9 protein-coding genes and 1 pseudogene are annotated in these 11,721 nt (G+C 70.4%); 3 read left to right on the forward strand and 7 right to left on the reverse strand.

Going from position 1 to position 11,721, the window contains the following annotated elements; translation table 11 throughout:
- Positions 1 to 667: 667 nt before the first annotated feature.
- Positions 668 to 2,059, reverse strand: a complete 1,392-nt coding sequence (locus QSK34_RS12385; RefSeq protein WP_285583372.1) for an LVIVD repeat-containing protein — start codon at positions 2,057 to 2,059, stop codon at positions 668 to 670.
- 226 nt (positions 2,060 to 2,285) lie between these two features.
- On the opposite strand from QSK34_RS12385, the gene QSK34_RS12390 reads away from it, so the two are divergent.
- A complete protein-coding gene (locus QSK34_RS12390; protein WP_285583374.1) occupies positions 2,286 to 3,008 on the forward strand; it encodes a DUF305 domain-containing protein in 723 nt (240 codons plus the stop codon).
- Positions 3,009 to 3,722: 714 nt separating this feature from the next.
- On the opposite strand, the gene QSK34_RS12395 is transcribed toward QSK34_RS12390, so the two are convergent.
- Positions 3,723 to 4,451: a LysR family substrate-binding domain-containing protein gene (locus QSK34_RS12395; RefSeq protein WP_285583376.1), complete on the reverse strand. Its 729-nt coding sequence runs from the start codon at positions 4,449 to 4,451 to the stop codon at positions 3,723 to 3,725.
- A 55-nt stretch (positions 4,452 to 4,506) separates the two neighbouring features.
- On the opposite strand from QSK34_RS12395, the gene QSK34_RS12400 reads away from it, so the two are divergent.
- The gene (locus QSK34_RS12400) at positions 4,507 to 4,878 is read left to right on the forward strand and encodes a DUF5997 family protein (RefSeq protein WP_285583378.1); all 372 of its coding nucleotides are present in this window, start codon (positions 4,507 to 4,509) and stop codon (positions 4,876 to 4,878) included.
- On the opposite strand, the gene QSK34_RS12405 is transcribed toward QSK34_RS12400, so the two are convergent.
- From QSK34_RS12405 to QSK34_RS12415, 3 genes are all read right to left on the reverse strand, one after another.
- Positions 4,879 to 6,501, reverse strand: coding sequence for an alpha/beta fold hydrolase (locus tag QSK34_RS12405; protein ID WP_285583380.1), 1,623 nt, complete (start codon positions 6,499 to 6,501; stop codon positions 4,879 to 4,881).
- Positions 6,502 to 6,543: 42 nt separating this feature from the next.
- On the reverse strand, positions 6,544 to 8,631 hold the full coding sequence (locus QSK34_RS12410; protein WP_285583382.1) for a cellulose binding domain-containing protein: 2,088 nt from the start codon (positions 8,629 to 8,631) through the stop codon (positions 6,544 to 6,546).
- 209 nt (positions 8,632 to 8,840) lie between these two features.
- The gene (locus QSK34_RS12415; RefSeq protein ID WP_285583384.1) at positions 8,841 to 9,002 is read right to left on the reverse strand and encodes a hypothetical protein; all 162 of its coding nucleotides are present in this window, start codon (positions 9,000 to 9,002) and stop codon (positions 8,841 to 8,843) included.
- A gap of 335 nt (positions 9,003 to 9,337) precedes the next feature.
- Here QSK34_RS12415 and QSK34_RS12420 point away from each other — a divergent pair, with 335 nt between their 5' ends.
- Entirely contained in the window at positions 9,338 to 10,834 is a 1,497-nt protein-coding gene (locus QSK34_RS12420) for an alkaline phosphatase PhoX (protein WP_285583386.1), read from the forward strand.
- Here QSK34_RS12420 and QSK34_RS12425 read toward each other — a convergent pair.
- Positions 10,822 to 11,406: a hypothetical protein gene (locus QSK34_RS12425; protein ID WP_285584014.1), complete on the reverse strand. Its 585-nt coding sequence runs from the start codon at positions 11,404 to 11,406 to the stop codon at positions 10,822 to 10,824. The two genes, QSK34_RS12420 and QSK34_RS12425, sit on opposite strands and share 13 nt — an antisense overlap.
- A 78-nt stretch (positions 11,407 to 11,484) precedes the next feature.
- Positions 11,485 to 11,622 (reverse strand): annotated as a pseudogene (locus QSK34_RS12430) (DUF6247 family protein); the annotation flags it as partial.
- Positions 11,623 to 11,721 lie beyond the last annotated feature (99 nt).

The raw sequence follows: 11,721 nt of genomic DNA on the forward strand, positions 1-11,721 counted from the left end.
AGCTCCCGCGAAACGCGGGGAGTTCGACGTGAGGCCGGGCGGCCGCGATCTCGCACCAGCTCAGGTCGATTCGCCTTGCAAGCGAGGGGTCACTGGTTCGAACCCCGTACCGCCCACCTGCACAAAGATCCGGTTTCTGATCTTGGAAATCGGTTCTGGGTGACCAACTCCCGAAGATGTCGTCCATGGCCTCGGCACTTCCACAGACGGTCTCCGTGACGACCGTCGTGCGATGGCCCACCAGGCGGGAGATGTCCTCGATCGGGACTCCCAAGCCGGAGAGCGGCGAGACGGGGCTGTGCCCTCTCGCGCGGCGACCAGTTGCGTTCCGGGAGACTGATGACCCTGCGGAGGTCGCGCCTCACGTTGTGCGCCGTGAGGGCGTTTCCCGTGTTCGTGCGGAAGACGAGATCCGAGGCGGCCGGATGGCCGGCCTGTTCCTCGTGGAGAGCCTTGAGGCAGCTTGAGCGACCGACAAGACGTGACGGTCTTGGTGTCTGCCTTCTGCCGGACGTACCTGGCGAGCTGCTCGTGCCCCGCCGGATCCGGCGATGGTTCGTACCCTCGGATTCGGCTCGGACCCGGCCGAAGGCGACTTCGCGGAGACGACCACCGGACGCGAATGCGGCCCTCGCCCAACGGGGCGAGGGCCGCGAATCAGGGCTGACTAGTGCTTCTTGTCCTTGTAGGACGGCTGCGTCTGCGCGTTGAAGTCGTCCATCTTCACGCTGTTGGCCTGGTTCGTACGGGGGTCGTTGATCTTGAACACATCGAAGCCCCGGGTGAACTCGGAACCGTAGATATACCCGTTGTAGTAGTAGGCCGACCAGTAACCGTCACCGAGGTTCTCACCGGGACCGCGCTCGAAGTAGCCGATCTCGTGCGGGTTGGCGGAGTCGGTGAAGTCCCAGATCGAGACGCCGCCCTGGTACCAGGCCTGAACCATGATGTCGCGGCCCTTGACCGGGATCAGCGAGCCGTTGTGGGCCACGCAGTTCTCGGTGTCGGCCTGGTGGCGGGCGATCTTGAAGTAGCTGCGGAAGGTCATCTGACCGTCCGCGATGTCGAAGATGGCGTCCGCGCCGCGGTTCGGTCCGATCGCCTCGTTGCAGGTGGCGGCGCTGCCGCCGCCCAGCTCGTCGGTGAAGATGACCTTGTCGCCCTCGTTGTTGAACGTGGCGGAGTGCCAGAAGGCGAAGTTCTCGTCGTCACGAACGACGTCGAGAACGGCGGGGGCCTCCGGGTTGCGGATGTCCAGGAGGATGCCCTCGCCCATGCACGCGCCCGCCGCGAGACCCTTCTCCGGGTACGCGGTGATGTCGTGGCAACCGCTGGTGGCCGACGTGCGGTACGGGTAGGGGAGGTTCTCGCCCGGGTTGCCGCCGTCCGGGAACAGGTTCGGCGTGGCGACGACCGAGGCGGCGGTCGGGTTGTTCAGCGGCACCTTGACGATCGAGATCAGGTCGTGGGGCGGCTGGCAGTCCGGGAACGACGCCGACGGGCTGTAGCTGGAGATGTACAGGTAGACGCTCGCCTTGTCCGTGCCGGGGACGAGCGTGTGGGTGTGCGAACCGCAGTTGGTCTCGATCGACTTGACGTAGCGCGGGTTGGCCTTGTCGCTGATGTCGAAGACCCGGATGCCCTCCCACGACGCCTTGTTCGCGGCCGACTGGCTCACGCTGGTGCAGGAGTCGTCGCTGCGGGAGGAGTCGACGGAACCGAACAGCAGGTTGCCGTAGACGGAGATGTCCATCTGCGACCCGGGACACAGCACCGAGCTGACCAGCTTCGGCTTCTTCGGGTGCTTGATGTCGTAGACGGAGAAGCCGCCGTAGTTGCCGACGTAGGCGTAGTCGCCCTGGAAGGCGATGTCGGTGTTGATGGTGGTGAGCAGGGAGTCTGGGCGCGGCAGGTTCGCGACGTGCTGAACGTTGTCGCTCATGTCGATAGCGCCAGGGGGCAGGATGTCAGCGGCCTGAGCCGGTGTCGTGGAGAGCGTAAGCGCTCCGGCGGCACCAAGCACGGCGAGTAAACGCCCAACTCTGCGGAGGGGGGACATTGAGGGAACCTCCGGGTAAAAGGTGGAAAACACCCCTTATGGTTTCTTTACTCAGGCTCGCAAGCAAGTCGTCAATATGTCACATATTTCCTACGATCCGTCTCCTTTACTGTCACAAGCCCAGGCCATAGGTTCCTCGGGAGGACCGAAAAGGGGACGGGTACGCACATCTCCCCTCATCATGACCAGGCACAATCGCTCCGCGACCACAGCCGGAAGGACCGAAATGCGCAGAGCTCCCGCCGCCATCACGAGCCGCGTTCCCGCCCCGAGCGCCGATCCCCATGTGCTCAGAGCTCTCCCGCTCCGCCAGGCCGGGACCACCGCGGTCAAAGCTCTCCTGAGCATCGCGGGGGCCACCCTGCTCTTGACCGGCTGCTCGTCTCCCACCGACTCGGCCAAGGTCATCAACGACGCCCCGGTCATCGTCCCCGGCAAGCCGGGCGAGGTCGCCGCCACCCTCACCCCCGGCCAGACCTTCGCCCCCCTGCCCTCCCCCACGATCAACGCCACCGACGTCCGCTACGTCCAAGACATGATCGTCCACCACCGCCAAGCCCTTGAAATGGCCGCGCTGGCCCCCGACCGCGCCCAATCCGCCCGCCTGAAGTCCCTGGCCGACCGCATCTACGACGCCCAGGGCCCCGAGATCAAGGCCATGACCACCTGGCTCGAAGAGGAGGGTCTGCGCGAACCCGACCACCACGCCGACCACGCCACGATGCCCGGCATGGCCACCCCCGCCCAGCTCACCGACCTCCGCAACGCCAAGGGGGAATCCTTCGACACCCTCTTCGTCACCCTGATGATCGCCCACCACAAGGGCGCCATCACCATGGCCGAAACCCAGTTGATCAACGGCTCCCACGACCGCGTCCTCACCTGGGCCCAGGACGTCGTCGCCGAACAGAGCGCCGAGATCACCCGCCTCCAACGCCTGCTCGGCTAGAAGGCCGCTGAAGATCTTGTCGGCGTGTGGTGCCCTGCACCTGTGCTGACCTCGGTTCCTCGGACGGGTGCGGAGACCGATGTCCAGGTCCCGCTCGTGCGAGAAGCGCGGCGGCGCGGGGGTGGAGCCAGGCGTTGTTCGCCGGTTGCCCCGTACGACGATCCAGGCGCTCTCGGCCCGGTGATGCGGTCGTCATCACGATCGCCGAACGCCTCGGGGACGTCGCCGCCGTCGGCCAAAGGCACTTCAGGGTGGTCCGGCCGCGCCATGTCGAGGCGTTCGCGCTGCTTCCCGCCCTCTCGCGCTCCCCCCGGCCGCTACGCGTCCTGACGTCGCTTCCGCTCCGGGCGACGGGCGCTCGCAGTGACGGACGAAGTTCGGGAATCCACTGTCACTTCGCATCGGTGACGTGACACCGGTCAACGGGAAGCACGTCCACCGCGTCTCCCCCATGTGTCCAATCGCTGGCTTGAGATCATGTTCCTCGCCATAGCCCTGATCGGTCTCGTGGCTCTCGTGGCCTTGGTGGTCGCCGGTTTCGGGGTCGTCTTCCGCTCTACGACACCGTCCGTCGAGCCCGCCCAGTCTCCCGTCCTCGTGTCCACACCCCCACCGGATCAGCAGCGCCGCTGAGGAGGCTCCCCGAAGTCGCGGGCGTCGTGATCCACTCCGGATTTCGCCGCATCTCTCGAGGCGGGACACGACAGGGCCCTGTCACCGGGGCCGTTTGCCCTTTCCTTTGCGGCTGGCCGGCACAGCCTTGCGGCCGGAGCCCTTCTGGGCGGGTTTCCGCGCCTGCCGTGGTGCCGGTTTCTCCGTCGGAGCAGCGGCGGCACGCCCCCGGGAGCTGTTCACCGTCCGGCCACGTACGACGCCGATGAAGTCTTCGACGAGGTCGGTGGTCGCGTCCGTCGGCCAGGCCAGGGCGACCTGGGACTGCGGCACGTCCGTCACCGGCCGGTAGGTGAGATCCCTGCGGTGGTGGAGGCGGGCGAGCGACTGCGGGACCAGGAGAAGGCCGCTGCCGGCCGCCACCAGTTCGATCGCCTCCGCCGTCGTGGCGGGGCGGGTGAAGGCGGGCAGGCCGGGGCGGTCGGTCCACTCGATGGTGTCGTCCAGAGGATGGAAGACGTCCTCGTCGGTCAGGTCGGCGACGGACACCTCGTCGGCTGCGGCCACCGCGTGGTCCTTGGGGACGACGACCACCGTGGTCTCCACGTACAGGGGGATCACGCTGAGGCCGTCGCGGTCGACCGGGAGCCGGACGAATCCCGCGTCGGCGCCGCCGTCGCGCAGGAGTCGCACCACCTCGGCCGCGGGGGCGGCGAGCAGGGTGATCGGTACGTCCGGCAGCCTCTCGGTCCAGACGTTGACCCATTTCGCGGGGGTCACCCCGGGTGCGTACGCCAGCCGGAACAGCTTGCCGGTCTCCCCATCAGTCACCGCCTCAGGGTATCGATGTCCGGGAGACCCGTTCCGACTGACTATTCTCGACGCCATGACCTCGTCCAAGCCGAAGACCGTCCAGACGATGAAGCCCGAGACCGCGGCCAAGAAACTGGACGTCCTGTTGTCGGCCACTCCCGCCGAGTTCCAGGAGGGCGTCGTCTCCAGGGACGAGCTGAACGCGCTGCAGTCCTCGCCCCCGGCCTGGCTGGTCGACCTTCGGCGCAACGGGCCGCATCCCAAGCAGGTCGTCGCCGCGAAGCTCGGGGTGTCCATCTCCGGTCTGATCAGAAGCGGGATCACCGAGCCGCTCACCACCGCCGAGATCGATGCGCTGAAGGCGGAGAACCCGGCGTGGCTGGAGCACGAGCGGGCCGTCCAGAGGGAGGCCCGCAAGGAGGCACTCCGCCTCAAGCAGCGCTAGTCACCCGTTTCCGGTCGAGCAGGCGGTGTCGGTGGCCGGCAGTTCACCCGTGGTGAGGTAGCGGGTGACAGTTTCGTTGAGGCAGGCGTTCCCGTAGTGCGGGAACGGGGCGTGGGTGTGGGCGTCGATCGTGACCAGGCGTGACCCGCGAATGCGCGCGGCCACGGCCCTGCTCACGGACAGCGGCACCGCCACGTCCCGCAGGGCCGCGACGACCAGGGCGGCCGGGGCGCGGTTGCCGTCGAGCCGCACCGTTTCGTCCTTGGCGGGCGGCCAGAACGCGCAGGGGTTGATGTTGGCGTTGCCCGGGCCGAACAGCGGGTGGTGGTCCCGCTCGGCGGCGATGTCGCGCAGGTAGACGCGCGGATCGCGCGGCCAGGGGGCGTCGGCGCAGCGGTAGGCGATGTTGGTGGCGGTGTGGTGGTCGGCGGGCACGCCGGGCACGCCCTCCGGCTGCGGAGGGCGGATGGGGAACGGCAGGAAGGGCTCCCGTCCGGCCGCGACGGCGGCGAAGGCCGCGGCGACGACGCCGAAGGCGCGCTCGTCGTAGATCCCGGCCACCAGCAGGGCGCCCAGCTCGCCGACGGTCCAGGCGTGCGCGCCGATGACGACGGGCGCTCGGGCGGCCCGATCGAGGATCCCGGTGAGCGTGGCGTGCACCTCGGCTGTGGTCTCCCCCAGGCCGTATTCGGCGTGCCGGGCGGCGGCCCAGGCGGCGAGGGCCACGGTTCCGCGCTCGAACGCGGGAGTGCGGGCCATCTCGTAGGGCCGCCAGATGGTGTCGGCGTTCACCGGGCTGTCCAGGACGAACCGGTCCACGCGGTGCGGGAACAGTGTGCCGTAGACGGTGCCGAGCAGGCCCGCGTACGAGCCTCCCAGGTAGGAGATCTTCTCCTCCCCGAGGGCCGCGCGGATGAGGTCCATGTCGCGGGCGGCGTTCGCGGTGGTGGCGTGCGGCAGGGCCCAGCCGGAAGCCCGCACGCAGTCTTCGGCGTACCGCCTTGCTTCGGCGGCTTCGGCGGGGAAGCGTCCGGGGGTCGCGGGGCGTACCCAGAACCCGCCGGGCTCCTCCTCGGGCTGCCCGCAGCCGATGGGCGTGCTGCGCTCGACGAATCTCATGTCGAACCCGACCAGGTCATACCGGGCGCGGACCTCGGCGGACAGCGCCGGGGCGAGACTCGCGGGCAGCGGGACACCCGGACCGCCGGGTCCGCCGCCGGTGGTGAGCAGCACGCCCCGGCGCCGCGCCGGGTCGGTGGCGGGCAGCCGGGAGATGACGACGGAGATGGTGCGGCCGCGCGGGCGGCTGTGGTCGAGGGGGACGGTGACCCGTGCGCAGCGCAACTCCGGCGTGCTCACTCCGGCGCACGCCTCCCACCGCAGCCCCTTGCCGCCGGTGGCGGTGCCGGGTGCGGCGACCGCGGGGGCGGCCAGGGTCGCGGCGGCGGCCGGTGCGAGCGCGGCGGCCGTCACGGCGCGGACGAGGCGCGCGAACCGCCCCCGCCCGCGTGCCCGCGCCTCGCCCGGCACGGTGCGGCGGTGTGTCACCGAACCGGCGTCCCGGGAGGCGAGGGGCTGGGTCACCCGGGGCGGGCGGGCGCCGTCCGTGGAGTCGTCCGTCATGCCGTCACTCTCCGTCCTTCGTGCGTGCACGTCCGCGCGGTGCTATCGGGTGGTGCAGACCGTGCCGTTGATCCGGAAGACCGTGGGCGAGGGGTAGGCGCCCTCGTTGGCGCCGACGAAGCCCACCGTGACCGAGCCGCCCGCCGGAATGGTCGCGTTCTCCGCGGCCGGCGTGAACTCCACGTCCTGGGAGCCGGTCGTCCAGGTGCCGCCCCACCCGCTGCCGACCCGCTCTCCGGACACGGGGAAGCGGAACGCCAGCCGCCAGCCGGTGAGGTCGGCGGCCGCACGGTTGGTGATAGTGACCTCGGCGCGGAACCCGCGCCCCCACCCCTGCGTCACCCGGTAGCGGACGGCGCAGGCGCTGTCGGCCGGGGTGGGCACGGTGAAGGTGACCGGCGCGGAGGGGCGGGAGGCCCGGCCGGCGTGGTCGCGGGCCAGCACGTTGACGGTGACCGTCTCGCCGGGCGCGAGGCCGGTCAGGGGCAGTGAGGTGCGGCGGGTGACGCCGAGCAGACGGGCCTTCGCGCCCACCTGCCGGTACACCTCGTATCTGTCCGCCCGCGGCCCGGAGGAAGGCCAGCTGACGGTGGTCCCGGCCGCGGTCGGCGGTCCCGGTGCGGGCGGTCCGGCCTGGGGGCCCTTCGCGGGTTTCAGGGTCACCGTCATGATCGAATACGGCGGCAGCGTCTGGGCGTCCGGGCGGCCCTGCTCGGACCGGACGATCGCGCCCGCGCCCCGCGTGAACGTGTGGGTGACCGGGGTGCGGCCGTCGGGGACGAAACCCTCGTAGCGGATCCGCACGGGGTAAGCGGTGCCGGGGTCCCGGTTGACCAGCACCACGGCCAGGTCGCCGTCGGCCTGCCACACGGCGTGCGCGGCCACCTCGGGCCGGTCGCCGGCCGCCTTCACCAGCCCGTCTCCGGGACGGACGGCCGTACCGAGGATCTCGATGCCGTGGTAGGCGGGGAAGGGCGTGTTGACCGGCGGCTGGCACACCTCCTGCGCGTCCGGACCGCCCTCGGGGGGCGGCGCGCACTGGCCGCTGGAGAGGAGGCCGAAGTCCTGGAAGTCGGGCTCGCCGTCGACCGTCCCCACCTTCTCGACGGCGTTGTGGGTGTTCCACCAGTCCACGGTGAACACGCCGTTCTCCAGCGCGGTCAGGTAGGTGTCGGTGGCGAACAGCGCCGCGGCGTGGACGTTGCGGCCGATGTTGGAGGCCGTCTCGGTGAGCGCGAGCGGCACGTCCCGTCCGGCCAGGGCGACGACGTCGGCGCGTACCTGGGCGAGCATCTCGGCGAGCATCGGCGGCGCGGCCAGCATGCCGGGGACGTCGTCGCCGGGGGTGACGACGCTCGTGCCGGGATACCAGTGCACAGTGAAGAAGTCGATCTCGGGGGCGACGATCGGGATGACGGTGTGGTTCCAGTTCGCCGCGTCGCCCTCGGCGACCACGCCGTCCGGCCAGCTGCCGGGGAGCGTGAGCACCGCGCCGATCTTGATGTGCGGATCGGCGGCCTTCATCGCCCGCACGAACTCCAGGGTGGTGCGGGCGTAGCCGGCGGGGCTCTTGTCGGCGTGGTCGTCGGCCTCCCACTGGGCCCCGTAGTGGCCGTTGCCGTACAACTCGTTGCCGATCTCCCAGTACTTCACCCCGTACTTCTTGGTCACGTTGGCGTACCGCACCCAGGCGGCGGCCTCCTGCGGGGTGCCGGTGCCGTAGTTGGCGATGAGCACCGCCTGCGCCCCCGTGGCCTTGACCGTGCCCATGAACCGGTCGAACTCCGTGTTCGGGGCCACGTATCCGCCGGGAGCGGTGTGGGTCTCCCAGTGGTACAGGTCGCCGTAGGAGCCGCCCGGGTACCGCACGGCGCCGATGCCGGCCCTGCGGTACAGCCTCACCACCTCGGGGTCGTTCATGTGCGCGTCCCAGATCGCGGCGTTGGCGCCGACGGCGGCCCGGTGGACGGTGCCGAGCCCGGCGCGGGTGTCGACCGTCACGGTGACGGTGTCCGGGGCGGCGGGCGGCGCCTGCCGGACCGCGGCGGTTCCGGTCCCCGCGGACCAGACCGACGCCACGGCGACGGCGAGCGCCGCCGGGAGAACGAGAAGGGCCTTCCGAACGGGCATGGGTCTCCCTGCCGTGAAGGACGGTTCGCGAGCGACACCCGGGGATGCCGGGCCCTGACGATCACCTGGCGGCCGGGCCGTGTCAAGCCGCCGACGCCGGTCCGATCACGTCAGGCCTGGTCAGGCGGATCGCCGCCCATGATCGTTTTCACGGTGCTTTCATGGCGCCCCGGCGTGCCGGACCGCCGGGCCGTCTCCGAGCGACGCGGTCATGGCGGCACGTCGAGCAGGTCGCGGAGGCGAAACGTGCCCGGCGCGCCGCCTTCGCCGCACGGCTCTCCCTCCACTGAGACGCGAACGAGCATGGCGTCCTGCACGGCGTCCTCGGCGTCGGGGCCGTGGCCCAGGACACTGAGCGCGACCGCGTGCATGCCGGCCGGTCACGTCTCCCGCGACGGCGGCCCGCACCAGTTCCTCGTCCGAAAGCGACACCTTGCCCCTTCAGGCGCTTGACCTGGGCAAGCTTAGGACGGCCGGTGTCCGCGCGAGGAAAGGCGGGGATCAGCTCGTGCAGGGTCGCCGCCGTGATCACGGTCACGCCCTGCGGGGGCTGAACGTCACGCGGCTCGGCCTGGGCGAAGGTCGTACGGAGACGACCATGAGAGGTGCATTCTGCGGCAACGCCGTGTTGGCCTGGGGTTCAGGTGAGGCTCCAAAGCTCTACCGGTCGGGGACACACCGCCTGGCCGTACCGCAGGAGTTACCAATGAGCATTTCTCGTCGCCAGATCTTCACCGGAAGCGCCGCCACCGCCGTCGGCCTCGCCGTCGGGGGCGTGCTGCCGACCCTTGGCGCGACCCCGGCGTCGGCCGCCTCCAGCACCGGGACCGCCGGGCGGCCGCTGCGTCCGTTCCCGCCGCTGAAGGACGACCCCAACGGCATCCTCGCGCTGCCCGAGGGTTTCTCCTACAAGATCGTCACCCGTGAGGGCCTGACCGACATGTCGTTCGGCCAGGGCAAGACGCCCGGCATGCACGACGGCACCGGTGTCGTGGGCATGAAGCACTCCGGCCTGACGTTCATCCTGAACCACGAGTCGGCGCCGCACGCCGTCACGCACGGCGTCCCGCACGTCCCCGGCACCGTCTACGACCCGGGCGCGCCGAACGCGGGCGGCTGCACCGTCGTCACCACCGACCCCGAGGGCAACCTCACCGGCCAGTGGGTCGGCATCTCCGGCACGATCCGCAACTGCGCCGGCGGCGTCACGCCGTGGGGCACCTGGCTGACCTGCGAGGAGTCGTCGAACCGCGCGGGCAGCACCTGGTCGGCCGGCGGCCAGACCGGCACCTACCAGAAGGACCACGGCTACGTCTTCGAGGTCTTCCCGGACCCCTCCGGCGCGCAGCTGCCCAAGCCGATCAAGGCGTTCGGCCGCTTCGACCACGAGGCCCTCGCGGTCGAGCCGAAGCAGCGCCGCGTGTACCTGTCGGAGGACGCCAGCGGCCCCAACGGCCTCTTCTACCGGTGGACGGCCAGCCAGGGCCGCCTGGAGAAGGGCATCGCCGACCAGCTCGGCGACACCGAGGGCACCCTTGAGGCGATGCAGATCCGCCTGGACGACGGCAGCATCGTCCCCGACGTCGCCTACATCACCTCGGCCCAGCTCGGCCGCCCGTTCAACGTGACGTGGGTGCCGGTCCCCGACCGCGACGCGAAGACCACGCCCACCCGCCTCCAGTTCGCCGACGGCACCGTCACCCGCGGCAAGAAGTTCGAGGGTGTGTGGAGCAACGGCGACGGCTGCTACATCGTCAACAGCTACGCCTTCGCCACCGCCGACCTGCCCCCGGACGCCGCCAAGCACGACGGCATGGTCTGGTTCTACGACTACAAGGACGAGACCATCACCCTCGTCACGTACTTCCCGCACAACCCCTTCTCCGAGGGCGAGGGCGTGAACCCGAAGTACGCCGACATGACCTTCGACGGCCCCGACAACGTGACCGTCACGCCGTGGGGCACGCTGGTCCTGGCCGAGGACGGCGCCCGCGCCTCCCACGTGCTCAGCTCGGTCCCGGGCGGCCCCACCTACGCGATCGCCCGCAACCAGCTCCAGATCGGCACCAGCAACGGCAACCCGACCTACTCGGAGTTCACCGGCCCGACCTTCTCCCCTGACGGCAAGGTCCTGTTCGTGAACATCCAGACCCCGGGCATCACCCTCGCCATCACCGGCCCCTGGCAGGACTACCTGCGCTGACGCGCGGCCAGATAACGGTCGAACTCGTCGGGGGCGCGGACGCCGTGCGCCATGACGGCGTCGTAGACGTCCGTGCCGCCGACGACGTAGGGATACTCCGGCCTGGTGTGCCAGAGGTGCTTCAGCCGGAGGATCGCCAGGCGCTGCTCCGGGGTGACCTCCCGGGCGAGCCGCTCGGCCTCGGCCCGGGTGGGCCGGTCGACGGCGTGCAGCCAGACGGTCAGGTCGACCTTCCAGACCCCGCCGGGCGCCTGGTGGCGGCAGACGGCGTAGTGGCGTTCGTCCACGGGGTTCGGCGTGGGCCGGCGGTCGCCGCGCTCGTCGCGGTAGTCGACGGCGACCAGGTCAGGCAGCCCGGCCAGGGCGGTGAGAACGCCGGCGGTGGTGGCGTGCGGGGCGGTGAAGACGACGTCCAGGTCCCGCCAGACCATCAGCCCGGAGACGACGCTCCCGACCGGCTCCGCCGGGCCGAACCCGGCGAACGCGACGTCGAGCCGGAGCGCCTCCAGCACCTTCCGGCCCTCAGTCTGCAGGGCGTCGGCGGTGGCGAGGAGTTCGGCGTCACTGATCACATAAGCGGTTATACAGGCCCTACTGTCCGGCCCTTCGTTCGGCGAGCAACGCGGGGCCTGTCCCGCGTCCGTCAGCTCCTGGGCTCGGGCGGCTCGCTCGTACATGTCCCGGCGGCCCACCGGGTCTCTGACGGAATCGCAGGCGATCAGCCACCACGTGTGGACGAACTCGTTCAGCCGCCCGAGATCCAGGCTCGCCCGTACTTCGGTGAGCACGACTCGTGTGGTCGCGCGCTCATGGCTTGAGTCTATGTACCCGCGGTCGGCGCGCCGGCGCCTTTGCCGATCCGTCTCTTTATGCGCGCTTCACATCTA

Origin of the sequence: Herbidospora sp. NBRC 101105 (assembly GCF_030269205.1) — a bacterium.
GTDB lineage: Bacteria > Actinomycetota > Actinomycetes > Streptosporangiales > Streptosporangiaceae > Herbidospora > Herbidospora solisilvae.